This is a genomic window from Methanobacterium bryantii (assembly GCF_002287175.1).
GTDB classification, from domain to species: domain Archaea; phylum Methanobacteriota; class Methanobacteria; order Methanobacteriales; family Methanobacteriaceae; genus Methanobacterium_D; species Methanobacterium_D bryantii.
Map to the genome: position 1 here is coordinate 33,629 of NZ_LMVM01000037.1, position 22,717 is coordinate 56,345.

Here is a 22,717-nt window from a genome sequence, read left to right on the forward strand (position 1 = left end):
ATATTTTTATATGTTGAAAACGTAATATTAGTTTTAAAATGGTTTTTACCTTTTTTTAATAATTTGAGGATGTTTAATGATAATTAAGTTAGATGAAAATCCGGGGACAGAGGAAGTCTTTGATTTTATAAACGAAGCAATTTCTAAAAGGGCATTTATAATAATAGTGGCCTGCTGCAGGATAAAATACAGGGGCAGGGCTACAAGCAGGTTAGGATCTGGAGACAGGACAATAATTATCAAAACTGATGGTTCATTTTTAGTCCATCAAGATTATAATCTGGAACCTGTTAACTGGCAGCCCCCTAACTGTAAATTCAAGACAAGAATGGAAAACGGCAGAGTTTACCTCTGTGGGGTAAGGAGAAATCCACCTGAGTCTCTTGAAGTTGAGATATGTAAAACACATATGATATCGTATCATATTGGTAAAGACATTAAAAAGCTTGAACTGGCAGGTTACGAAGAAGATATGCGTGCCATGATAATGGAAAGCCCAGAACTTATTGAAAAAGGATTCAGGCCCACTTCTAAGGAATATCCGGTATCTACTGGGTTTATAGATATATTGGGTAAGGATAAAAACGGCAGTTTAATGGTATTGGAACTTAAAAGCAGGCAGGCAGGTATCAATGCGGTTAAGCAGTTAAAAAAATATTTTGAAGACTTCACGGACCATAAAGATTTTGTTAGAGGTCTTTTGGTAGCTCCATCTATAACTGAAGACGCTCAGGAACTTCTTGAAAAGTATCAACTTGAATTTAAGGCACTTGAACCGCCTAAGGAACTTAAAAGTGCCAAAAGTGTCACGCTGGACTTTTTCAACAAGTAATCGGGGGCAGATTGGAAAATGAAGGATAGAGGTAAAGTCCTTTATTTGGACGTGCCTCTAATTTTTGATTTATTTTTATTTAAACTCGATTTGAAGGGGAACAGTACTTTAAACATGTTTTTAAATGGTTTTCTGTATATGTGGAAGTGAATCAGGGTGACTATAATCATCAGGAGTGATAATTCTACGTGCCAGTAATCCAGGCCTTGTCTGTAAACCAGGCCAATACCTAAATTTATCATATAGATTAGCAGCACTCCTGTGATGCCGGATCCCAAGAAACCTCCCATTAACAGCAAGTTCCACAACCTTTTATGTTTTTGAGGTTTTAGAATGCCTTTACTGAAAAGGTAATGTGTAAATAGGTACGCGCCTATAATTAAAAGACTTACGGGAATTATGTGGTAGTCATTGCCGGTATTTAATGAATCACCAGTCCCTGAACTGGGATCGTGAACTGTAGTGGTGCTTGCATTTGTCTGGTCTGAAGTTCCATCTTGAATGTGCCCTCCATGATATCCATCACTGGATGTGCTATTTTGAGTGTCTATATCTGTATTTGAGTCTGTAGTCTGAGTACTAGAATCTGTAGTTTGAGTGCTTGCAGTGGCAGCGGCCTGTGAAAGATCGCAGATACCGTCTCCAGTACTGTCAGTGTAGAGATGGCACTGTCCGGGATAAGGATCGTTTGTTAAGCCGTACGGACAGCTTCCTGCACAAACTCCGGACATGGCTGATGCTGCAATTACAGGCACAGTTGCTGCAGCCCCAATCATTTTCTGTTTTTGAGGGGAAATATTTTGGTTTACTGCATTTTTTAAGTCAGCTAACTTACTTTTAATTTTATCTTTCAAGATTTTACCTTCCCTCCTGTAAACAGCCTTCTGGTACTTTTCCAGTAAATGATTATGTGGAATACTGTAACTAATGCCATGGTGATGCCGAATTCTACATGCCAGTAAAGAAGTCCTGAATTGATGGATGTAATTATGCCTAGTTCAAGTAAAACCATAAGTACAAATCCTGCACACGCAGCTACTAAAAATGCACTAAGTAATATAAAGTTCCATAAATTCGCATGAAGTGATTTTTTTATTAAACCTGTATTGTAGAGTGTATATGTTATTAAATAACCCCCTACAAACGGTATTGAAGGTATAAATATTTCATAAACCATGATGATCACATTATTTTTAAATGAACCTTGATGCTCTTTAATTAAAATGGGTGATGCGTAATAAAAATAATTTTTCCAGAATTACTCCAAAATCATTCCATAATTCGTCCATATTCTGTCCTTTTAATATTTAAAGCAAAGGGGTTTCTATATTTATTAATTTTTTATTCTGATTTTTAAAAAGATTAAATATAAAATTTGTAGAAAAATGAGTTTTAAAAATGAAATATTTGGACGATTCATGTTAACTGCTTGTTATAAGTTTAATCTATCTGGCTTTGGATTTATTTATAAATATGATTCTAGTTAAATTTTTAATAAGTGTATTTTATGACTATTTTAGGTTTTGAGTACGTTTGTAGGCATGTTTGGTTATTTTGGTGATATATAATGTATTTTAAAATGAATCATATTTTAACTTTATTTTGAAATATTGGGACATAGCCCGGTTGGGTAATAGTTAAATTGGCCTATAACTATTTATAGATCAAATTCAATAATTTGAATATGGTTATATAGACCAGTCGTTATAATTGGATGGTATAATGAAAAAAACTGATACAAGAGATCGAATAGTGGAAGCTGCAACAGTTCTTTTTCAGCTTAAAGGATATCATGCTACTGGATTAAATGAGATATTAAGGGAGAGTAATGCTCCTAAAGGTTCTTTATACTATTATTTTCCTGATGGGAAGGAACAACTAGCACTTGAAGCTGTAAATTTAACAAAAGAATTTGTCGAAAAAACAATAAAAGAAAGGCTTGCAAAAATCCAGGATCCTGCAGAATCCATTAAAAATTCCATCGAAGAAATGGCAGATCTGGTATATGCTCAAAAAGATGAAAAATTAGCACTTAGGAGCACTAAAAAAGTTTCGATCAACCTTATTGCGCTGGAAACAGCTGCAACCAGCGAAACTTTAAGAAAAGCGTGTGAATCTGCTTTTAATGTATGGCAAGATGCTTATACTCAGAAGTTAATAGAAGGGGGTTTCAACAGAGAAAAAGCAGAAACCCTTGGACTGGTTATTCAGTCAATGGTGGAAGGGGCAATAATCATGTCTTTAACGAAAAAGAGTGATAAGCCTTTCATTGAAATTGCAAAGCAGATTCCTATTCTACTGGCTCAATAATATTATTGTTGGAAGAATTTTGAATGAATTTTTTTAAAAAATTATGTAGACTGGTCTAATTAGGATAATGGGAAGTATCTCTAATTTTCAATATTATGTAGACTGGTCTAATATAGGAGAGAATTCAAAAATGGTTTTAAATACAGATGAAGATTATCCACAAATGGGTTTAAATTCAAACGAAAATAAGTTTTCAGTTAACAAAAATAACACTAAAAAAATTTTATTTGTACTTTTACTTGGCGGATTCATGTCGATGTTAAGTGAAACCGCGTTGAGCATCGTATTTCCTCATATAATGTTGCAGTATAATATTTCAGCGGGGACAGTACAGTGGTTGACCACTATTTATGTTCTTGTTTCAGGTATTGTATTCCTTATCAGTGCGTTTCTTATTGAGCGGTTTTCAACAAGAAAACTGTTCATGTCTTCAATGGTATTTTTAATTATAGGAACGATTGTGTCAGGTATTTCATCAAATTTTCCGGTTTTATTTACTGGACGTGTAATCCAGGCAGTTGGAACAGGTATTCTTGTACCTCTAATATTTAACACAATACTAATATTAATACCCAGACAGAAACAGGGATTGGTCATGGGACTTGTATCTCTTGTAATCCTTTCTGCACCAATGTTTGCACCAGTATTTATGGGATTTCTTATGGGCTTTATGGACTGGCACTGGTTCTTTTTGCTGGTTTTAGTCTTTTTCATAGCCACATCAGTTTTAGGCATTTCTTTTTTAAGGAATGTCACTGAAGTAACACGCCCTAAACTTGATATTTTATCTGTTATTCTGGCTGCTGTGGGATTTGGTGGAATTATAATGGGATTCAGCGGTTTAGGAGACTATGGATTAAGTTTGAATGTTATAATGCCTCTAATTATAGGCATATTTAGCCTTATATTATTTGCAGCACGCCAGTTAACCATGGAACACCCTTTACTGGACCTTCATGTTTTTAAATATCCCTTTTTCACAATAGGGATAATAATTAATGTAATTAATGTGATGGTCGTTTTTGCAATAGTGATTATACTTCCAATGTACCTGCAGAATGGACTTGGAACTACTTCTTTTGTTGCTAGTCTTGTAATGCTGCCTGGAAATATTTTAAACTGTTTACTGCCTCTTCTTGCAGGCCATATATATGACAGACATGGGCCAAGGGTTATCGTTAGCTCAGGTCTTGCTGTTATGTGCATTTCCATGATATTTTTATCGAACCTTTCTGTTTCAACCACCCTTGCTGCCGTGTTAATTATAAACTGCGGCCTGTATATAGGATCAGCCCTTTTAATGTCTCCAAACCAGACAAATACTCTGGGAAATTTGGATTCTAAACATTACGCTTCAGGTTCTGCCATAATGACTTCCCTGCAGCAGATGGGGGGTGCAATTGGTTCATCTCTATTTGTAAGCTTTATGTCATTTGGACAGCACAGCTACCTTCAAAATATCATTAATCCAGATCCAGCACAGCAGATATCTGCATTAATATCTGGTGTAAACTTTTCATTTCTAATAGGGGCAATAATACTTGCGTTTGTATTTGTGCTTTCCCTTTTTTTAAAGAAGGAAGCACATGCTTAAAAAAAAACGCTTTATTATATTTTTTTGACTGTAATACAGTTTAAAACATTTAATAGTTAATTGCAGATAAAAACAGCTGTTAAAAAGTAGAGTTGTTGGAAAGACTTTTAATTAATCTTTCTGGAATAACATTATTATTCCAGTTATTAAAAGCCATAATCCAATTAATATACCTAAATACAGCGGATCTTTAATGAATGCAGCTACAATTATGTAGATTATACCTAAAATTAGAGCTACTAGTCCTGTCCACCTGCTTCCTGTAGTTTTAGATGCTATGGCAACAATTCCTGCTATTACCAGGAATATACCTGCAATGAACACGAATAAAGCTGCCACGAAACTAAATAATGCAGGATTAAATATAAATCCTAGGCCAAAAATTAATGCTAAAAATCCTAAAATGAGTTCTATAATGCCCATAACTAGACTTTCGCCCATTGAGGCAGCGCCCATAAATAGAAGACCTAAACCCAAAAATAGCACTGCAACACCAGTTAGTACGCTAAATGGAATTACTCCTAAAAGTGGGAATGCTAAAACTATTAAACCTAAAACTATGAGAATTATTGCGTTTCCCGTTTTTTCCATACCAATCACCTCTTAAGCTTTTTTCCAACAACTCTTAAATTCTAACAATAGTTAATAATTGCCATTATTAATTATTATATTTTGCTATAATTTAATAGGACTAATAACAGTGTAATTTGGATTTAAAAAATGAAATAAGATTTACAAACGTATTTTTGACGGTTATATAATGTTTAAAACCTTAAATTCCAAAATAATTTTAAACATTAAATTTCAATTAAGTTATAATTAGGGAATATCATTTATTTTATTTTTAACTTGCTAAAAAATCTTACTCTCTTTTATATCCTTTTTATTTTAAATAAGGTGGATCGAATGTTGCATTCCATTTATTTAAAAAACGCTCATGCCCAGAATGTTGTGTAAATAATATCACTTCACTCGTGTGTCTGGGTAAGTAAATTATATTTTTTTAAGATAAATCCCATATAATCAATTAAAAATTACAATTTAGCATAATAGTATAACTCATGCACAGGATCATGGACATGAGCGTTAAAAAAATATTTTAGTAAAATTTAATAAGGGATTCTTGATGTCAATAAATGAGTTTAAATGTATTAAATGATCCTATTATCTAGTTTTAATTTAATCCGCTCAGCTAGCCCTTTATTTACAAGTGGAACCCTGGTTAAACTTTTAATATTTGCATTTTCTAACTCTTCCATACTGGGGAAGCATCTATAAATATTTTCAGTTATTTTAAGGCCGACGCCATGAATATCCTTTAAAATAAGCCATATTTTTGTTTTTTCAGTGTTTTGAGTCCATTCCCAGAAACCTTCCAGATCTTCATAGGCAAGGCCCTTATAATAATTACCGCTGTGAGCGAGGTAGTGGCACTCTTTACACAGCAGAGCTAAATTATGGGATTCATCCTGGTCTTTAATTGTAGAACCCATTACTGGAATAATGTGGTGTATTTCAAGATTTTTGGGGGATCCACATACTACGCATGAATTTTGGTCCCTCTTTAAGACGTATCTTTTTGTTTTTGCACTGATCCCATTTCTACCGTCTTTCTGCACTACTTTTCCATCTAAAAGATAAAACTGCCTTGTATATCCTTTACTGCAGTTTACGGCCCTTGTGATTTCTTCAGTAGTTATCTCTTCTTTCCACATTTCCTTTAATGCGATAATTTTGTCCTTTTTAAGATCTGTATCAAGATTATCATCTAAAAATTGAGTATATAGTTCATTTAAACTATTCTTTACACAGCTTAAATCTTTTAAAAGGGTTTTAAATTCATCTGTGTTTTCTACAGCCATTAAAATGTCTAGTTCTTCCCTGGATTTTGTAATTTTGCCTATGTATTCATCCAGGTGCTTTTGTGTGAGTTCCCAGAGTTCATCCAGAATTTTATGTTTCCTGTTTTTAAGTTCAAGGTGATAATTTTCGAGATAATCTGTATCCATGATTTTCATTTTGCTTAAGTTTAATTAAATTTTTACATTCAATAAGTAAGTCAATGACATAACTTTTTAAATTTATAAATTTTAGGTATTCGAGAATCGTATTTTCGAAAGCATATAAACAGATTACCTTATTAAATAGCGTCAAAAATATTTGGTCATTCACTATAAAAAATAGTAAAAAGGAAATCTTATGTTATTAAAAAGTTAAAAATTTAAAAGTAGTTAATCCCTTGCTCTAATATGGGGATCAAAATTTAATGCACCCCTTTTAGATACCTCTTTTTTATAAGCTATCTGGGCATTTTGAATTGGAATTAATTCAATATCCCACGGGGAATCTTTTTCATACTCAATTTTAATTATTCCAATATCTTCCTGTATATTTATTGATTTTACGCTGTTTTTACCTTTTTCAAAGACTTTTTCATTTTCCAAAATAGATACTTTTAATTTAGTGGCCCATACCATGTTATTCACCATTTACCTGATTTTTGTAACTATTGTTAAGTTAGGCGTGATATAATCAGCTCTTTAACTTTAAATCAGATTTTTAACCATCACTCACAAAAATGAGCAGGTTTACTTTAAAAATAAAATTTTTTTAAAATAAAAATTTCACTATAATATATTGGTCATCAGTACTATTATATTTTTAACTAATGTGTAAAAATTTACAACCATATTGATAGTTGTTTTTAAAAAGAGAATAAAAATTATTGTAAATAAAACAATTAATCGGTAGTTCTTTTATTTACCTCTTCTTTACTCAGTTTCAGTATAACATAATCTCCAAAACTGTGTACATCTTCATCAGATACTACTAAATGTTTTTTTCTGAAAGCGGGTCCTGTGGATATGAGCACGTTATGGATCAGGCACCCTTTAGGGTCGATGAGCATGTCGCCCACTTTACCTACATCCATAGCATCGTAGGTTAAGACAGTTTTTCCTACAATATCCTTAAATAATGAGCCGGTTTCTGCAAGTTCTCCTAATTTGTTAACCTTAGTTTTTTGATCAATCTCTTTTCCATTCAATTTTAGCTGTACATAGTCTCCTATTTTGTCCAGGTCTCCCTCTTTAACTGAAAAATATTTTTTATTTAAAGCGGATCCCGTAGCCACCCATATTTTATCTACAAGGCAGTGTTTTAGTTTTATTTCAAGTTCAGCTATCTTACCTGCTTCTTTAGCGTCATTATCTAAAACTGTCATTCCTATAAATTTGCTGGCTTTCATTTTTAACACGTTCCAAATATTATTTAATTAATATCAATTTTATCTTTTATAACATAAATAATATTTGATTAATGAAGTTTTATTGCTGTTTAAATGAATTGTTTGAAATTATGCTATTTTTACAGGATATATTTTAAATTTCGGGATTTATTATGATTTTTAAACTGTATATAGGTAAAATATTACTTTGAATTCTTTTTACTATTTATAACTTTAACCCTGTTTTTGAGCTTTTAATATGTGGTGGGCTGTGGAAGCGTTAAATCTTTAGTATTAAATATACATTAAAAATAATTACTTAAATAATTTCAAACAAAGTATATCTGGGGTTAGATATGACTGAAACGCTGGCGTATGATGTAGAGATTAAAGAAGGTAATTTTGAAATAAGAAAATATGCTGATTATATTTTAGCCCAGGTGGATATCGGCGCATCATTTGATGATGCTGTACGTAAGGGGTTCATGATCCTTGCAGGTTACATTTTTGGAGGTAACAGAAAGCGTTCCAAGATTGCAATGACTGCACCTGTTGTGGAAGAGGAAATAAGCGAAAAAATAGAAATGACCGCTCCAGTAACTACTGAAACTGTTAGTGCTTCAGAGAAGATAGGCATGGCTACTCCAGTTATTGAAGAAGAAACAGAAGCTAATTTTCAACGTATATCTTTTGCAATGCCGTCAAAGTATACTATGGATACTTTGCCAGAGCCCAATGATAAAAGAATTCATTTTAAAGAATTTAAAAATCAAAAAAATGCTGTCTTAAAATTTAAAGGCAGAGTAAAAGAAAAACTTGCTGCAGAAAAAATTGAAGAACTAAAAAAGTGGCTTTCTAAAAATCAAATTAAGCCAAAATCACGTTTTATGGTGGCGCAATATAACCATCCTGCAGTACCTGGATTTTTAAGGAGAAATGAGGTAATAGTGGAAGTTTAAAAAATAGAATTTATTTTTTAATTACTTTTTATCATATATTCTCCCTCAAAGTTATTAAACATGCTCAAAAATATTTTAACAAATATATACAAGAAGTATCATGTAAACAGAGAAACAGAATTTTGGCCCTGCTTTTTGTGGGCGTATTTAGGGGTGCCCTTGATATTGGCATTGTAGGGCCAGTATTACCTGCCGTTAAATCATTTTTTACTGTAAATGATGGGCTGTCCCTGATATTTACCATTTATATCCTTTTTTCATGATAGGACGCTGCTTATGGCTAATCTGATGTTTAAAGTAGGAGAAATATATAATCGATATATTTCTGTTTGCTGCAGGTTCTGTAATCACTGCATTTTCATCTTCCTTTGAAATAATGCTTCTTGAAAGGGCTATCTGAGGTTTTGAAGTAGGGGGAATTTTCCAGTTGCAAGTGCATTTATTGGGGACACGTTTCATCCGGAAAAACGTGGCTCTGCATTTGGTATTATGGGCTCCGTATTTGGTTTGTCAGCGATTTTTGGACCAATACCTGGGGGTTTATTTCTTAACTATGGTTGGTGGTGGCTTTTTATAATAAATATGCCTATAAATGCAGGATATTTCATATTGCCTAAAACTAAAAGAAAATGGGTTTCATGTTTTGACTGGTATGGGGCCATAATACTGGGAATTCTTGTTGCCTCACTTGCATTTTGGGTAAATCAGATAGACAGCAGTAATTTTACTGAAAGTCTTAAATCGCTTTATGTATGGCCATTTTTAATATTTTCTATTGCATTACTGCCTGTCCTATGGAGAATTGAGAAAGGTGCTGAAGACCCTGTAATTCAGATTAATTTATTAAAAAATAGGGAAGTTAGGCTGGCTACAGGTATATCAATAAGCTCCGGTTTAAGTCAAGTGGCAATAGTATTTCTCCCATCTGCGGTAATTTCGTTATCTCTGTCCATTTCTACTGCTAGTTTAATGATTCTTCCTCTGGTGATTACCAAAGTTATCAGTGCACCTTTAGTTGGTAAATTACTTGACAAATTTGGATCAAAAAGTGATGTTTACAGTAGCTTTATATTAATTACAGGCATTTTTATTTTAAGCTTCTTTGCATATTCATTCTATATTTTTATCTTATCTGGCCTCATTTTGGGTGTGGGGTTAATTACAATTATTTAAGCTCCTTTGATATACATCATGTTATTAGAAAGTCCAGAAAAATACAGGGCCTCTGGTCAGGCACTGATCAACACCAATGCCAGTGCTGGGCAGTTAGTTGGCGGTGCATTAGTGGGGGTATAATTGCTTTTAAAGGAGGAACTTATGCAGGTTACGAATTTGCATATATTGCAGTTGGTATTGCCGCGGTTATAATGCTATGTTTAACCATGGGCCTTAAAGGTCGCTTAGAGCAAGTTAAAACTATGAAAATAAATTCAAAAATATGATTGAGGGATATCTTTTTTAAATGTATTATATTGTGAAGATGCTTTCATAAAAATGCCATAAGTTATCCTTAGTTTATATTACTGCCCTCAATATGATAAGGTATAAAAATAGTAAAAATAAACATATGGCTAGTGTAAGTTGGAAATATATATGTATAAATATACTATAGAACAACTTGAAGAGCGTTATACTCTAAATTTTCCCTTAGACTTCGGTTTGGAGTAGTGAATAAATGGTACAGCTAATTAAGACCTCTGTAAAATGCTACAAAAAAAGAGCTAAAAAGACAGTGGGCGGTAAACAAAAGGTTTATGAGTATAATCAGTATCTTATCCCCCTTAAAAGATCTGATAACCTGGAATGTAAAGAAGGAGTACTTATAATACCTGAAAAATACTTTAAAGAGTTATTCGGCGTGGAAGATACATGGGCAGTTAAGGAATACTTGAGCAAGCTTAAAGGATATGAAATGAGCATTGAAGGATATAAAAAGGAATTTAAAGAACTTGAACTTATGTATCAGAAAGAATTTAAAGATCTGGAATGGAAACACAGTGAGTTATCAAAATCTTACAAGGAACTTTTAAGCAAGCATACCAAAGCCACAAAATTATACAAAATGGATACCTCAAAACTCCAGGAATTAGCAGCTAAAACTGAAGAACTGGCTAAACAATTGGAACTCCGGGATATTGAATATAATAAATTAAAAGAAGATTATGATCTGGTTTTAAATAAAAGTACTATTATTGAGGAACAGATTAAGCCAGATGAAGATAAACCGGATGAAGACAAAGATCTCTGGTCTATGATAAAGAACCGCCTTGGGAAAAAGGAACTGGTACCTAAGGATGAATAAAAGATTTAATATTTATTTTTTTTTTTAATTATTTTTAATGAGTGCGGTTTATGATTGAATACTCTGATTTTGAAAAGATAGTCCTGGAAAAGCTTGGAAGGGATATAAGGATCGAGGTAAATGAAGACCAGCATAATGCAATAATATCTTCTCCTGATACTTCGTTATTTATAGTGGCAGGTCCTGGAAGCGGTAAAACAACAGTAATGGTTTTAAAAATACTGAAATTTATTTTTGTAGATGGTATAAAACCTTCCTCAATTCTAGCAACCACTTTTACAAGGAAAGCAGCTGCTCAATTAAAATCTCGGACTGTTGAATGGGGAAATGAACTGAAATCAACTTTAATGGAAAACCCAAAGCACTCATCCATTAATGTCCTCCTTGAAAAACTTGATTTTAAAAGGATAATTACAGGAACGCTGGATAGTATAGCGGAGGATATTTTAGAAAATAATCATATTAAAGGTCCAGCACCGGCTATAATTGAAGATCTTGTATCAAATGCACTTATGATAAAAGTTGGGATCCTTGACCATGACCGTCAAAGAAATAAGGATCTCAGGGGGTTTTTGAATCATATACGAGGTTCAAAAACAAGGCTTAATGTTTCAATGATGAGTCAGATACTCCTTGAGATAAAAGATAGGATATACCATGATAGAATTGATTTTGAAAAGTTTATAAATGATTATGAGCACCCTGGCGCTAAAATAGCTTATGATGCAATATCTGATTATATCGGTGACTTAAAAAACAGGAACCTCCTTGATTTTTCAATGCTTGAGGATGAATTTTTAAGAAAACTCCAAACTGAGAGACTTAAAGGTTTAAAAAATATCAAAATAGTTTTGGTGGATGAATATCAGGATACAAACCTGCTTCAAGAAACTATTTACCTGAAGATTGCAGATGTAGCCGTCAAGAATAAAGGGAGTATCATTGTTGTTGGTGATGATGACCAGTCACTTTACAGGTTCAGAGGCGCCACTGTGGATCTTTTTACGGATTTTGGAAATAGATTAAATGGGTATCTTGGAATAAACCCTCTTTTTGTAAATCTTTCTAAAAATTACAGGTCCACCAAGCATATAGTTGATTTCTGCAATGAGTTTATAAAGCTTGATAAAGAGTTTCAAAATGCGCGTGCAGAAGGTAAAAGGTCAATTTCGCCCAGTTTAAAAAATTCGATTAATGTCCCTGTTCTCGGAATGTTTAGAGATGATATTAACACACTTGCGGCAGATCTGGCAAATTTTATTAGGGAAGTCAGCTATGGTAAAGGATTTAATTTAGATTATAAAGGTGGTTCATTTAAAATCAAAATTGATGAAAAAGAGGGATCTCCTTCAGATATTGCATTTTTATGTAGTTCTCCTCTTGAACTAGATTTTAAAGGTAATTCGAGGCTTCCAATTCTACTTAAAGATGAATTAAATAAAATTAACCCACAGATACCTGTTTTTAATCCCCGTGGGCAGAGTTTAGGTAGAATACCTGTTATTGAGATATTATGTGGAATTCTTTTGGAATGTATAGATCCTGGGTGTAAAATCCAGAATACCTTTGGTAGATTGCCTCAAAATGCGGTATTCCGATTTAAAATCTGGAGGTCTAAGGCTTTAAAATATATAGATGATAAAGGAGATAAATCTGAAGAAATGCACGCTTTTATAGATACGTGGAGAAGCTATTTTCAAATAAAAGAGGACAAAATGGAGGTTCCTCTAGTTGAGCTTATCTATAAAATGGTTAAATGGATACCTGAAATATTAGATGAGGAAGGCCTTGTCTATCTGGAAATTATCATTAAAACCATTACGCAGACCAGTTTATTCAGTGATTTTAAATCAAATATCATATTAAATGGGCGGAATAGGGATATAGATCAAGATTCAGTAATAGAGGTAATGTGGAATATATTTGTACCTATTGCATTAGGTGCTATAAACCTTGATCTGGATGTTCTTGAGAACCTGCCTCAAAATGGGATAAATATAATGTCAATTCACCAGTCTAAAGGTTTAGAGTTTCCTATTGTTATAGTGGACGTGGGCTCTGATTTTAAAATGAATTATGCAAACCATGCATTTAAAAGGTTTCCTGGAACCCCTGGAAAGTCATGTACCTTGGAGGATAACATGAGGAAATTTTCTAAACTGGGAATACCAAAACGAGGTGCGCTTGATAGGGCATTTGATGACCTTATAAGGCAGTATTTTGTAGCATTCAGCAGGCCTCAGGGGCTACTGTTACTTGTGGGTCTAAATTCATTAAAAGATGGCTATTTCTTTAATAATGCCTTGAGATATGTTCCTAATGTTGCAACGGGTTGGGATAGAGATGGTGAATGGCATTGGGAAGGACTAAATAACCTGTTTCATATATAGGTAATGCTATTTATTTTTAACTTTTTATATTAAATATTAATCAATTATGAAACACAATTTTTATGAATTAAGGTTTCTGATTGAATTTTGGTAATCAGATTGACTTTTTTAGTATGCATAATTTTTGTATTATCTGTTTTTTAAACGAGTGGAGAAAAGGTAGTGTTTATATAATTCATTTAACTTCTAATAGTATATATTAGAAGATTCAGGAGTATAATGCATGCCATTTCCAGATTCAATTCCTCACCCCACTGTATCTCAAGTTAAGATAATTGAAAATAAGACTAACTTCCCCATTAGCTGGTTAAATAAGCAGGGCTACTGTGAATATGGCATTTTTCTTGAGAATGTTCGCCAGATTAAAACTGCACCTACAGCTGCTATGGTTAAAGGGGTAAAAGAACACGCTGTTTTAGAAGAAAACTTCAAAGAAGAAGCAGTACCCGCAACATTCGATGAAATGCTTGAATCCTCAAAAACTGGAGAACTTTTATCGCGTGAATTTCCAGTAGTTTCAGCTAATTATGGAATTCGCGGATTTATAGATGAAATATGGATGACTCCTGATGAATTTATAATAATAGATGATAAACCTGGTGTTATACCTTATTATTCAAGTATAAATCAGGTATATGGATATTGCCTGGCATTTAAAGATATGGTTGGGGAAGACAGGCAAATTGTAGCATCCCTCCGTGAGAGGGGAACTGATAATATATTCTGGGCATCTTATTTTGACGCAAAAGCTGAAAAGAGCATAATTGGCCTTATAGATCATGTACATGATTTGATATCTGGAAATACTGAATTTGGTTCCACTGATAATCCTAATAAATGCAGAAAATGCAGATTCAATAAAATATGTGATAGAAGAGTATGAAAATACCTGCAAAACAACGTGTTTTCAACGGTTTCTGCTGTAAATAACTTAATCAATACTCTTTTTTGATTGTAATTATGCCGCTCTTGAGAATTATAAAATTAAGAGCTGATTTGTGGAATATATTTTTCTTTTTAAACTTATAATAACCTTTTTCTCCCTAATTTTCCATAAAGGTTATATGTAATCATACATAAAAAATAGCAATATTGTAATACTATGGGGAATTTAAAATAAGCAAATTATCTGTTAATCCTGTATTAAAGTTAAATAAAAATATAGGATACTCCAATGGCATTAAAGATACATTTAAATACAATGAAGCTCGAAATAAGTTAGTTTGTTGTTTGAATGTATAAGCGATAAATTTAAATATGACAAACAGTAAATAACTGAAATGCCACGGCGCAGATAATCTGTTTATTTTAGTTAGTCCCGTGGGGTAGTGGTAATCCTGCTGGTCTTTGGAACCGGCGACGGCGGTTCGACTCCGCTCGGGACTATTCCTTTTAAAACACAAGAGGTAGTTTTTATGAAAAACATTCTTGTTGTAGGTACAAATTCGCGACCTGTGGCTTGCTCTGCAAAAAAGATGGGAAACACCATCTATTCAGTAGATTATTTTTGTACAAGTGACCTTGTAAAATGTTCTGATTATTTAAGATGCATATTAAATCAAATTCCCTATGAATCCTGCGGATACTACATTGAAAGGTTCGATCCTGAACTTCTTGAGACTTATGCAAATGAAGTTGTTGATGATGTGGACTGTATCCTATGCAGTGCAGGGGCAATGCCTGATAAATTTCCAGAATCAAAAGTGATAGGGAACAAAAAAATCGCAGGAATCGAAAATAAATATAACCTTTACAACTTACTCAAAGATAAATTTAATGTCCCAGAAACTTTTTTAGTATCTTCGTATGCTGAGGCGGCCCAAATAGTAGGGAGTAAAGACGACAAAAAGTTCCTTGTAAAGCCAGTTTTTGGGGCTGGGGGCAAAGGCATTAAAAGATTTGAGGAAACAAATGAAAACACTAATTTTAATGGAATGATGCTTCAAGAGTTTATAGAAGGCCAAAATGTCAGTGCATCTGTTTTATCAACAGGGAATGAAGCAAAGGCAATTTTTACAAGCAGGCAGATACTTGGAGAAGATGGACTTGGACAGCCTGATGAATTTGCATACTGTGGAAATATAGTTCCATTCACTGATGACGTGCAGGTTAAAAAAACAGCAGAAGATGCCATAATGGAGTTATCACTTTTAGGATCAAATGGGGTAGATATGATCCATACTGGAGAAGACATCTATGTTATAGAAGTTAACCCGAGATTTCAGGGTACCTTTGAGTGTGCTGAAGAAGTGCTTGGAATTAACATGGTGGATGCCCATGTTAATGCGTGCAGCGGCACAATAATTGAAATACCAGAACCAAATAAATTCGCTGTTAAGATGGTTATTTTTGCAAAAAGGCGTTGTATTGCGGGAAATTTAGATTTTGAGGGTGTATATGATATTCCTGAGCGAAATGTCATTATTGAAAAAGATGAACCTGCCGCAACAGTTATAACATCAGATGAAAGTCTTGAAAAGGCCATTTATAAAGCAGAAAGACTGGTTGAAAGAGTTTATAATGAGCTTGAACCTTTCCCTGAAAAAATACTGGCCAGAAATGTTAGTGTGTGATATTTAAAAATAGCGTTTCATTATATTTTGGAAAAGATAAGTAGTTTTACTCGCTACTTATCAATTACTTTTAATTTTACAAATAATTTATAATTAAACTCTCATTAAAATAGGCCTAAAACACGTAGAATAAAGATTAAGGTCCCTATTACTATCATCATAGTTACTACAATTGATGCTCCAGAGAGTATTAAAAATAATTTTGCACGTTTATCTGGATCATCCATAATATCTTCTATTGGGTCTATACTCATTTGATCACCTTAATGTATTTTGACTTTGACTATCTTACGAGAAAGATGTACTGTGTAGTTGTTGGAAACTTAATTCTAAGTTCTTTTATTTGAGGTCTATATATAAAAAGTTCACGTTTACATGGATCTATATTTAATATTTTGCAAATAATGGTTGACTCAAGGTCTCCAGCAATTCTTGCTCCAGATGTTAGTGACTCAATTTCAATATAAATAGGAAGTTTTAATTTTTTATAGTCCTCTTTATCAATCATGCTGGCAATTTTTTTAAGTTCAGCATTTTTAAATCTGTGCCTTGTGCCATCTGCACCGAGTACATGGGGACGTTCTTCTCTCAAAAGCTCTTCTAATGTTTTTCGACGTCTAGGGAGATGTCTGTTTAAACTTATAACCTGCTTTTTAAGGATATTATCTGAAGGATCTAATTTTTTCATCTATTAATTTTATCTATTCCCCTCATATAAATTTTATAAAAATAATGTAAAATGCGGAAATAATGTTTTTAATATAGATTTAACTGTATAAATAGCTTTTATTTTTTGGGTAATTAAAATAAAAAAATAGTAAAAAAGAGGAGTTTATTTAATCATCTCTACAGGGAGAAGAACTAAAACTCCAAGTAAGTCGTCTTCTTTTATAGTACCATCGATGTTTGCAAGAAATGAAGCATAGTCAACTGTTCTTTTCATGCTCATGGGAAGATGAACTTCTTCTCCCACTGCTACTGTATGACCATATCTGTTTGATGCATAGGCTGATAAAAAGGTTATATAGTTTTTAGGGATATTGATTTTTTTAATCTTTATTGACTTGGCTTCATTAGCTTTAATATCGACATCTTCATCAGCTATTACTGCGCGTAGTTTACCTATAATGTTTCCTACTTTAAAATTGCCTAATGCATGAAGTTCTTCGCCTTTAAGCTCTTCTTTAACCTCATCTACTCTATTTAATACTCTAATAGCTCCCATTTTATGACTCCATGGCCTTTTTAATCATCTTCAACCTTACGAAGTTTTCTCTTTCCATTTCTTCAAGCCGCATTTCGATATACTTGACTGTATTTTCTACCCTTGGAATGATTATGTGCTCTAGCGCATTTACCCTTCTTTTTGTTGACTCTATCTCTTCTGCAAGAAGTACAATGGTTTTTTCGATTTCTGCAAGTTCAAGTATTAAATTGATTGATTCTTCGAACTTCCTTGCTGCCTCATCAAGTTTGGCAGAAGTATCTACAAATCCGTAACCTCTTTGAACCATGTTTCTTTGTGAAGTTTCAGCTTCAAGTATAGGCACCACAACACCCATTACACTCCGTGAGTCGATATCCACTTTGACAGATTCTTTAACAGACACAGCAGCTTTTTTAACAGCTAAGTCTCCCATAACAATTTGAGCAGTTGTGAGATCTTCAAATGCCTCAGCCATTTTTTTCTCAACTTCATCTCTGGAACCTTTTACACGTTCCAGTATGTTGAAAAATTCCATTATAAGAGCGTTCCTTTTTTCTTTAAGGAGACCATGCCCTTTAACTGCGAGCTTTTCACGGTCCTTAAGTTTAAGAAGTTCCATTCTTGTTGGATTAACTCCTTCTAACATTTCTTGTGCCATTTTTTATCCCTCTTTTAAAAATAAATAAAGGAGGTTATTTATGTGCAGGATGATATTTTGGAATATGCTCTGCTTTAACCCTCTTAAGTTCGGCTTCAGGAAGTAAGCTTAGAAGTTCCCAACCAATGGTGAGTGTTTCTTCAATGGTTCTGTCTTCATCTTTGGTTTCTGTTACGAACTTGTTCTCGAATTCATCTGCAAATGCGAGATATTTTCGGTCACGTTCTGTAAGTGCTTCTTCACCAACAACAGCCATAAGGTCTCTTAAGTCACGGCCTTCAGAATATGCTGAATACAGCTGGTCAGATACACCACTGTGGTCTTCTCTTGTTCTTCCTTCACCAATTCCACCACTCATCAATCTTGAAAGTGATGGGAGAACGTCTACTGGAGGGTAAATACCTTTCCTGTAAAGGTCTCTGCTTAATACGATCTGTCCTTCGGTAATGTAACCTGTCAGGTCAGGAATTGGGTGGGTAATATCGTCTTGAGGCATAACAAGAATTGGCATCTGGGTAATTGAACCTTCTTTACCTTCCATACGACCTGCTCTTTCATAGAGTGAAGCAAGGTCAGTGTACATGTAACCTGGGTATCCACGTCTTCCTGGAACCTCTTCACGTGCAGCTGAAATTTCCCTTAATGCTTCACAGTAGTTGGTCATATCAGTTAAGATAACAAGAACGTGCATTCCTTTTTCAAAAGCAAAGTATTCTGCTGTTGTAAGTGCCATCCTTGGTGTGATGATCCTTTCAGTTGCAGGGTCGTCTGCAAGGTTCATGAAGACTGTAACTCTTTCGAGAGCTCCAGTTCTTTCGAAATCTCTCATGAAGAAGTTTGCTTCTTCGTGGGTAATTCCCATAGCAGCAAATACAACTGCAAATTCAGTTTCTTCTCCTACTACCTTAGCGTGTCTTGCAATCTGTGCTGCAAGGTCGTTGTGAGGTAATCCTGATCCTGAAAATATAGGGAGTTTTTGTCCTCTAACAAGGGTGTTTGTTCCGTCTATGGTTGAGATACCAGTTTGTATAAATTCTGCTGGGAATTCCCTTGCGGTTGGGTTCATTGGGTTCCCGTTAATATCGAGTTCTTTATCGGGGATGATCTCTGGACCGCCGTCTATAGGTTTTCCAGTACCTCCGAAAACTCTTCCTAACATGTCAAGGGAAACACCTAATCTTGCTGTTTCACCTGTAAATCTTACTTTGGTTGTTGCTGTGTTAAGGTCGCTTGTACCTTCAAACACCTGTACAACCGCAAAACCTTCACGTACCTCGAGAACTTGTCCTCTTCTGGCGTCCCCGGCAGGTGTTATTATGTCTACTATTTCGTTGTAGCCGACATCTTCAACACCTTCTACAATCATGAGAGGTCCTGAAACTTCAGAAACGGTTGTATATTCCCTTGTTTTGATATTTAAATCCATTTTCATACCTCACTAGTTTGTTTAATTACCTTATCCTGAATTGCTTTAATCTCAGCTTCAAACTCTGCTTCAGGTATGTATTTCATTCTACCGATGTCTTCTTTTACGCTGAGTGCAATGATCTCATTGGACGCTGCGCCGCGTTCAAGAGCTGCGGTAGCGTGTTCCTGGAACATGACTATGGTTTTAAGCATTCCGTATTGTTTTGCTGGTGCACAGTAAGTGTCTATTTCGTGGAACGCGTTCTGCTGGAGGAAATCTTCCCTTAACATCCTTGTGGTTTCTAAGGTGACTCTTTCCCGGTCAGGTAATGCATCAGGACCTACGAGCTGAACGATTTCCTGAAGTTCGGATTCTTTCTGGAGTAAAAGCATTGCTTCGTCCCTTAATTCTCTCCAATCTTCACCTACGTTGGTGTTCCACCATCCTGCGATGCTGTCTACATATAATGAGTAACTCTGCAGCCAGTCAATTGAAGGGAAGTGACGTTTGTCTGCAAGTGATGAGTCAAGCGCCCAGAACACTTTGGATATACGTAAAGTGTTTTGAGTTACAGGCTCTGAAAGGTCCCCACCCGGAGGTGATACTGCACCAACTACTGTTAATGATGCTACTTTGTCTTCTGTACCTACTGTGGTTACTCTTCCTGCTCTTTCGTAGAATTGAGCGAGTTTTGATGCAAGGTAAGCTGGGTAACCTTCTTCACCCGGCATCTCTTCGAGCCTTCCTGAAATTTCCCTCATAGCTTCTGCCCATCTTGATGTTGAGTCAGCCATAAGAGCTACATCGTATCCCATGTCTCTGAAGTATTCTGCAATGGTAATTCCTGTGTATACAGATGCTTCCCTTGCAGCCACAGGCATGTTTGATGTGTTTGCAATAAGGACTGTTCTGTCCATGAGTGGTTTTCCTGTTTTTGGGTCTTCAAGTTCTGGGAACTCGGTTAGAACCTCTGTCATTTCGTTTCCACGTTCTCCACATCCTATGTATACAACGATGTCTGCGTCAGCCCATTTTGCAAGCTGCTGCTGTGTAACAGTTTTACCTGAACCGAATGGACCCGGCATAGCTGCTGTTCCACCTTTTGCAACTGTGAAGAATGTGTCCTGCGCTCTTTGACCAGTTACCAGTGGTATATCTGGGTCAAGTTTTGCTTTGTATGGTCTTCCAACCCTTACAGGCCACTTCTGTACCATCTGTACTTTTTCAACGCCGGCTGATGTTTCTACTTCAGCTATGTCGTCTACTATTGTATATTCCCCTTCACTTACGATACTTTTTAGAGTACCTTCTGTTTTTGGAGGGATCATAATCTTGTGGACTATGGAAGAAGTTTCCTGAACTTCACCAATAACGTCTCCGCCTTTTACCTGTGCTCCTGCACTTACTTTTGGAGTAAATTTCCATTTTTTGTCTTTAGGTAGTGCTGGAACGTCTACACCTCTTTCAATGTAGTCTCCAGTTAAGGCTTTAATGTTTTCAAGTGGCCTTTGAATTCCATCATAAATCGATGTCAGAATTCCAGGACCTAACTCTACGGAGAGTGGTCCTCCTGTACTTTCAATTTGTTCCCCTGGTTTAATACCTGCGGTTTCTTCATAAACCTGAATGGTTGCTGTGTCGCCTTCGAGTTCGATTATCTCACCGATAAGTCCTTCTTCACCGACTCTAACCATCTCATTCATCTGGGTTCCCTTCATGCCGTCTCCAACAATAACGGGACCTGCTATTTTAATTATCCTTCCTGTAATCATTTTACCATCTCAACCCCAATTACTCGTTTGATAAGTTCACCAATAGGATCAGTTGCCCTTTCACTTGGCCCTGTTTTATCAGGTACTTCAATTATCATAGGTAATGTGCTTGTTCTTGTGAGTTTGTCAATTGTTTCTCTTAACTCATCCCCAATTTTTTCAGTGGTTATAATAATTGAGAAATCCTGTTTAAAAAGTTCCTCTAGACGTGTTTTGGCTTTATTCATATCCTCAACAGGATATCCGGTTTTAATACCTCCGAGTTTAAAGCCGGTAACTGTGTCTGGATCTGCGATCACTGCTATACTTGATTTCATACTAGCAACTCCTTAATTTTTGAGTTAGAGAATCCAATTTCTCTTTTCGCACGAGTTATGACTTTTAAGTTTCGTATTTCTTTTTCTTTTTTGCTTAAGAAACCTACAATTGGCCCTATTCCGAAAGGTATTTTAACTGATAATGCTTTTGCAGTTTGTCTGACTTTTTCATCTAAAGCTGCTTCCAGTGGTGCTACAGAACCTGTTTTGGTATATTCAGGTAAAGCATCAGTAAGAATTTGTGCATATTCAGTTCCGTCTAGGCTGCTTACAACATTTCCTACACTTTCAGATTCCATCAGGTCTTTTAATTTCCATTCCCTGATTTGATAACCATCTGAAATAATATAAGGTTGTATATCGTCATACATTAGACCTTCAGCCTTCGCTCTTAAAATAATACTTAAGTTAGCTGCGTCAATTTGTGTTCCTATATATGAATGTAACGCTCTTGCGCTTTCATCAGAAGGATTTGATGCAGCAGTTAATAAGTTTTCAAGGAAGAATTTATCGAGTGAAGCTTCTAAAGGTAAAACCATGCCTGTTTTTTGATATGCAGGTAATGCTTCATCAAGAACATGTGCATATGCTGTCCCTTCAAGACCGTTGATAATTTCAGTGATATTTTTTGCATCTAAAAGTTTATCCAGTGAGTCTTTTAACTCTCCAAATGGAACTATAAGATTTACAGTTTCCTCTCTGGATAAATCTGCTTCTTTTGCAGCAATTATGCTTTTTATATTTCTTATATCCCATTTTTGGAGTAAAACACTAAAAATAGGTTTAATATCCTTTGGGACTATTTTGGTTAATGTTTCATAATTATCTGCAAGATGCGTATCAAGGGCTTTTTCTAGGGGATACTGATCTATGTATTTTGCATAGTCTGGAAGTCCTCTAAGATAATTTGTCACTTCTGTTAAGTCATTTGATTCGATAATTTCTGTTAATTGTTTTTCTGTAAGAATTTTTCCTGTTCTTGCTCTTACTCGTGCATTAGGGTAAGCATATGGAAAAATATCTAACAATGGTCGTATGACTACCACTATCACTATAGCTCCAACAATTAACCCTACCAGTGCTAAAAGACCTAAAAGAGGATCAATAGAGGGAAAACCCATTTGAGCTACTATTGATATGATACCATCTGCCATGATTTTTCCCCCTTA

Annotated in this window: 24 protein-coding genes and 1 tRNA gene; 10 read left to right on the forward strand and 15 right to left on the reverse strand. The window is 34.8% G+C overall.

Translation table 11 applies throughout. The features are described from left to right. Window positions 1-76 precede the first annotated feature (76 nt). Window positions 77-832: an endonuclease NucS gene (nucS, locus tag ASJ80_RS12155; RefSeq protein ID WP_069583890.1), complete on the forward strand. Its 756-nt coding sequence runs from the start codon at window positions 77-79 to the stop codon at window positions 830-832. A gap of 41 nt (window positions 833-873) precedes the next feature. On the opposite strand, the gene ASJ80_RS12160 is transcribed toward nucS, so the two are convergent. After that, a complete protein-coding gene (locus ASJ80_RS12160) occupies window positions 874-1,686 on the reverse strand; it encodes a hypothetical protein (RefSeq protein ID WP_245837573.1) in 813 nt (270 codons plus the stop codon). Continuing rightward, on the reverse strand, window positions 1,683-2,009 hold the full coding sequence (locus ASJ80_RS12165) for a hypothetical protein (RefSeq protein WP_069583889.1): 327 nt from the start codon (window positions 2,007-2,009) through the stop codon (window positions 1,683-1,685). The genes ASJ80_RS12160 and ASJ80_RS12165 overlap by 4 nt, the downstream gene beginning before the upstream one ends. A 545-nt stretch (window positions 2,010-2,554) precedes the next feature. On the opposite strand from ASJ80_RS12165, the gene ASJ80_RS12170 reads away from it, so the two are divergent. Both ASJ80_RS12170 and ASJ80_RS12175 read left to right on the forward strand, forming a co-directional pair. Next, the gene (locus ASJ80_RS12170) at window positions 2,555-3,142 is read left to right on the forward strand and encodes a TetR/AcrR family transcriptional regulator (protein WP_069583888.1); all 588 of its coding nucleotides are present in this window, start codon (window positions 2,555-2,557) and stop codon (window positions 3,140-3,142) included. Window positions 3,143-3,272: 130 nt separating this feature from the next. Beyond that, window positions 3,273-4,736, forward strand: a complete 1,464-nt coding sequence (locus ASJ80_RS12175) for a DHA2 family efflux MFS transporter permease subunit (protein ID WP_083240960.1) — start codon at window positions 3,273-3,275, stop codon at window positions 4,734-4,736. A gap of 111 nt (window positions 4,737-4,847) precedes the next feature. Here the strand turns inward: ASJ80_RS12175 and ASJ80_RS12180 are convergent, their stop codons facing one another. The 4 genes from ASJ80_RS12180 to ASJ80_RS12195 form a co-directional block, all read right to left on the reverse strand. Continuing rightward, a complete protein-coding gene (locus tag ASJ80_RS12180; protein WP_069583887.1) occupies window positions 4,848-5,327 on the reverse strand; it encodes a DUF308 domain-containing protein in 480 nt (159 codons plus the stop codon). 560 nt (window positions 5,328-5,887) lie between these two features. Next, the gene (locus tag ASJ80_RS12185; RefSeq protein ID WP_069583886.1) at window positions 5,888-6,745 is read right to left on the reverse strand and encodes an HNH endonuclease; all 858 of its coding nucleotides are present in this window, start codon (window positions 6,743-6,745) and stop codon (window positions 5,888-5,890) included. A 222-nt stretch (window positions 6,746-6,967) separates the two neighbouring features. Beyond that, a complete protein-coding gene (locus ASJ80_RS12190) occupies window positions 6,968-7,213 on the reverse strand; it encodes a hypothetical protein (protein WP_069583885.1) in 246 nt (81 codons plus the stop codon). Between the two features lie 263 nt (window positions 7,214-7,476). Then, window positions 7,477-7,983 carry a PRC-barrel domain containing protein gene (locus ASJ80_RS12195; RefSeq protein ID WP_069583884.1) on the reverse strand — a complete coding sequence of 169 codons (507 nt, stop codon included), beginning with the start codon at window positions 7,981-7,983 and terminating at the stop codon, window positions 7,477-7,479. Between the two features lie 335 nt (window positions 7,984-8,318). Here ASJ80_RS12195 and ASJ80_RS12200 point away from each other — a divergent pair, with 335 nt between their 5' ends. Then, window positions 8,319-8,921, forward strand: a complete 603-nt coding sequence (locus ASJ80_RS12200) for an SOUL family heme-binding protein (protein ID WP_069583883.1) — start codon at window positions 8,319-8,321, stop codon at window positions 8,919-8,921. 237 nt (window positions 8,922-9,158) lie between these two features. Here the strand turns inward: ASJ80_RS12200 and ASJ80_RS17510 are convergent, their stop codons facing one another. Further along, window positions 9,159-9,380, reverse strand: a complete 222-nt coding sequence (locus ASJ80_RS17510) for a hypothetical protein (RefSeq protein WP_245837574.1) — start codon at window positions 9,378-9,380, stop codon at window positions 9,159-9,161. Here ASJ80_RS17510 and ASJ80_RS17515 point away from each other — a divergent pair. The 6 genes from ASJ80_RS17515 to ASJ80_RS12230 all read left to right on the forward strand — a co-directional run bounded on the left by ASJ80_RS17515 (window position 9,363) and on the right by ASJ80_RS12230 (window position 16,186). After that, the gene (locus ASJ80_RS17515) at window positions 9,363-10,094 is read left to right on the forward strand and encodes an efflux MFS transporter permease (RefSeq protein WP_245837579.1); all 732 of its coding nucleotides are present in this window, start codon (window positions 9,363-9,365) and stop codon (window positions 10,092-10,094) included. The two genes, ASJ80_RS17510 and ASJ80_RS17515, sit on opposite strands and share 18 nt — an antisense overlap. A 502-nt stretch (window positions 10,095-10,596) precedes the next feature. After that, entirely contained in the window at window positions 10,597-11,223 is a 627-nt protein-coding gene (locus tag ASJ80_RS12210; protein ID WP_069583882.1) for a hypothetical protein, read from the forward strand. Window positions 11,224-11,273: 50 nt separating this feature from the next. After that, the gene (locus tag ASJ80_RS12215; protein WP_069583881.1) at window positions 11,274-13,613 is read left to right on the forward strand and encodes a DEAD/DEAH box helicase; all 2,340 of its coding nucleotides are present in this window, start codon (window positions 11,274-11,276) and stop codon (window positions 13,611-13,613) included. A gap of 223 nt (window positions 13,614-13,836) precedes the next feature. Then, window positions 13,837-14,496: a CRISPR-associated protein Cas4 gene (locus ASJ80_RS12220; RefSeq protein ID WP_069583880.1), complete on the forward strand. Its 660-nt coding sequence runs from the start codon at window positions 13,837-13,839 to the stop codon at window positions 14,494-14,496. Window positions 14,497-14,927: 431 nt separating this feature from the next. After that, window positions 14,928-14,999: transfer RNA gene (locus tag ASJ80_RS12225), tRNA-Gln, on the forward strand. Window positions 15,000-15,028: 29 nt separating this feature from the next. Next, on the forward strand, window positions 15,029-16,186 hold the full coding sequence (locus ASJ80_RS12230; RefSeq protein WP_069583879.1) for an ATP-grasp domain-containing protein: 1,158 nt from the start codon (window positions 15,029-15,031) through the stop codon (window positions 16,184-16,186). Window positions 16,187-16,290: 104 nt separating this feature from the next. Here ASJ80_RS12230 and ASJ80_RS17145 read toward each other — a convergent pair whose 3' ends face one another. From ASJ80_RS17145 to ASJ80_RS12265, 8 genes are all read right to left on the reverse strand, one after another. Next, on the reverse strand, window positions 16,291-16,440 hold the full coding sequence (locus ASJ80_RS17145) for a hypothetical protein (RefSeq protein WP_176720251.1): 150 nt from the start codon (window positions 16,438-16,440) through the stop codon (window positions 16,291-16,293). A 29-nt stretch (window positions 16,441-16,469) separates the two neighbouring features. Then, window positions 16,470-16,874: a DUF61 family protein gene (locus ASJ80_RS12235; protein WP_069583878.1), complete on the reverse strand. Its 405-nt coding sequence runs from the start codon at window positions 16,872-16,874 to the stop codon at window positions 16,470-16,472. A 144-nt stretch (window positions 16,875-17,018) separates the two neighbouring features. Continuing rightward, a complete protein-coding gene (locus tag ASJ80_RS12240) occupies window positions 17,019-17,411 on the reverse strand; it encodes a DUF22 domain-containing protein (protein ID WP_069583877.1) in 393 nt (130 codons plus the stop codon). A 1-nt stretch (window position 17,412) separates the two neighbouring features. Next, the gene (locus tag ASJ80_RS12245) at window positions 17,413-18,051 is read right to left on the reverse strand and encodes a V-type ATP synthase subunit D (protein WP_069583876.1); all 639 of its coding nucleotides are present in this window, start codon (window positions 18,049-18,051) and stop codon (window positions 17,413-17,415) included. A 34-nt stretch (window positions 18,052-18,085) separates the two neighbouring features. Beyond that, window positions 18,086-19,477 carry an ATP synthase subunit B gene (locus ASJ80_RS12250; RefSeq protein ID WP_048082984.1) on the reverse strand — a complete coding sequence of 464 codons (1,392 nt, stop codon included), beginning with the start codon at window positions 19,475-19,477 and terminating at the stop codon, window positions 18,086-18,088. A 2-nt stretch (window positions 19,478-19,479) separates the two neighbouring features. Next, the gene (locus ASJ80_RS12255; RefSeq protein WP_095652092.1) at window positions 19,480-21,231 is read right to left on the reverse strand and encodes an ATP synthase subunit A; all 1,752 of its coding nucleotides are present in this window, start codon (window positions 21,229-21,231) and stop codon (window positions 19,480-19,482) included. After that, window positions 21,228-21,548, reverse strand: coding sequence for a V-type ATP synthase subunit F (locus ASJ80_RS12260; protein ID WP_069583874.1), 321 nt, complete (start codon window positions 21,546-21,548; stop codon window positions 21,228-21,230). Before ASJ80_RS12260 ends, ASJ80_RS12255 begins: the two co-directional genes overlap by 4 nt. After that, window positions 21,545-22,702 carry a V-type ATP synthase subunit C gene (locus ASJ80_RS12265; protein ID WP_069583873.1) on the reverse strand — a complete coding sequence of 386 codons (1,158 nt, stop codon included), beginning with the start codon at window positions 22,700-22,702 and terminating at the stop codon, window positions 21,545-21,547. Before ASJ80_RS12265 ends, ASJ80_RS12260 begins: the two co-directional genes overlap by 4 nt. Between the last annotated feature and the right edge of the window lie 15 nt (window positions 22,703-22,717).

Bases quoted from the DNA above. Each gene is read 5' to 3' on its own strand.
- ASJ80_RS12195 (WP_069583884.1), bottom strand. From the start codon at position 7,983: ATGAAAGCCAGCAAATTTATAGGAATGACAGTTTTAGATAATGACGCT.
- ASJ80_RS12170 (WP_069583888.1), top strand. From the start codon at position 2,555: ATGAAAAAAACTGATACAAGAGATCGAATAGTGGAAGCTGCAACAGTT.
- ASJ80_RS12215 (WP_069583881.1), top strand. From the start codon at position 11,274: ATGATTGAATACTCTGATTTTGAAAAGATAGTCCTGGAAAAGCTTGGA.
- ASJ80_RS12185 (WP_069583886.1), bottom strand. From the start codon at position 6,745: ATGGATACAGATTATCTCGAAAATTATCACCTTGAACTTAAAAACAGG.
- ASJ80_RS12250 (WP_048082984.1), bottom strand. From the start codon at position 19,477: ATGGATTTAAATATCAAAACAAGGGAATATACAACCGTTTCTGAAGTT.
- ASJ80_RS12260 (WP_069583874.1), bottom strand. From the start codon at position 21,548: ATGAAATCAAGTATAGCAGTGATCGCAGATCCAGACACAGTTACCGGC.
- ASJ80_RS12200 (WP_069583883.1), top strand. From the start codon at position 8,319: ATGACTGAAACGCTGGCGTATGATGTAGAGATTAAAGAAGGTAATTTT.
- ASJ80_RS12235 (WP_069583878.1), bottom strand. From the start codon at position 16,874: ATGAAAAAATTAGATCCTTCAGATAATATCCTTAAAAAGCAGGTTATA.
- ASJ80_RS12265 (WP_069583873.1), bottom strand. From the start codon at position 22,702: ATGGCAGATGGTATCATATCAATAGTAGCTCAAATGGGTTTTCCCTCT.
- ASJ80_RS12210 (WP_069583882.1), top strand. From the start codon at position 10,597: ATGGTACAGCTAATTAAGACCTCTGTAAAATGCTACAAAAAAAGAGCT.
- ASJ80_RS12255 (WP_095652092.1), bottom strand. From the start codon at position 21,231: ATGATTACAGGAAGGATAATTAAAATAGCAGGTCCCGTTATTGTTGGA.
- nucS (WP_069583890.1), top strand. From the start codon at position 77: ATGATAATTAAGTTAGATGAAAATCCGGGGACAGAGGAAGTCTTTGAT.
- ASJ80_RS12190 (WP_069583885.1), bottom strand. From the start codon at position 7,213: ATGGTATGGGCCACTAAATTAAAAGTATCTATTTTGGAAAATGAAAAA.
- ASJ80_RS17145 (WP_176720251.1), bottom strand. From the start codon at position 16,440: ATGAGTATAGACCCAATAGAAGATATTATGGATGATCCAGATAAACGT.
- ASJ80_RS12245 (WP_069583876.1), bottom strand. From the start codon at position 18,051: ATGGCACAAGAAATGTTAGAAGGAGTTAATCCAACAAGAATGGAACTT.
- ASJ80_RS12165 (WP_069583889.1), bottom strand. From the start codon at position 2,009: ATGGTTTATGAAATATTTATACCTTCAATACCGTTTGTAGGGGGTTAT.
- ASJ80_RS12230 (WP_069583879.1), top strand. From the start codon at position 15,029: ATGAAAAACATTCTTGTTGTAGGTACAAATTCGCGACCTGTGGCTTGC.
- ASJ80_RS12240 (WP_069583877.1), bottom strand. From the start codon at position 17,411: ATGGGAGCTATTAGAGTATTAAATAGAGTAGATGAGGTTAAAGAAGAG.
- ASJ80_RS12175 (WP_083240960.1), top strand. From the start codon at position 3,273: ATGGTTTTAAATACAGATGAAGATTATCCACAAATGGGTTTAAATTCA.
- ASJ80_RS12180 (WP_069583887.1), bottom strand. From the start codon at position 5,327: ATGGAAAAAACGGGAAACGCAATAATTCTCATAGTTTTAGGTTTAATA.
- ASJ80_RS12220 (WP_069583880.1), top strand. From the start codon at position 13,837: ATGCCATTTCCAGATTCAATTCCTCACCCCACTGTATCTCAAGTTAAG.
- ASJ80_RS17510 (WP_245837574.1), bottom strand. From the start codon at position 9,380: ATGAAACGTGTCCCCAATAAATGCACTTGCAACTGGAAAATTCCCCCT.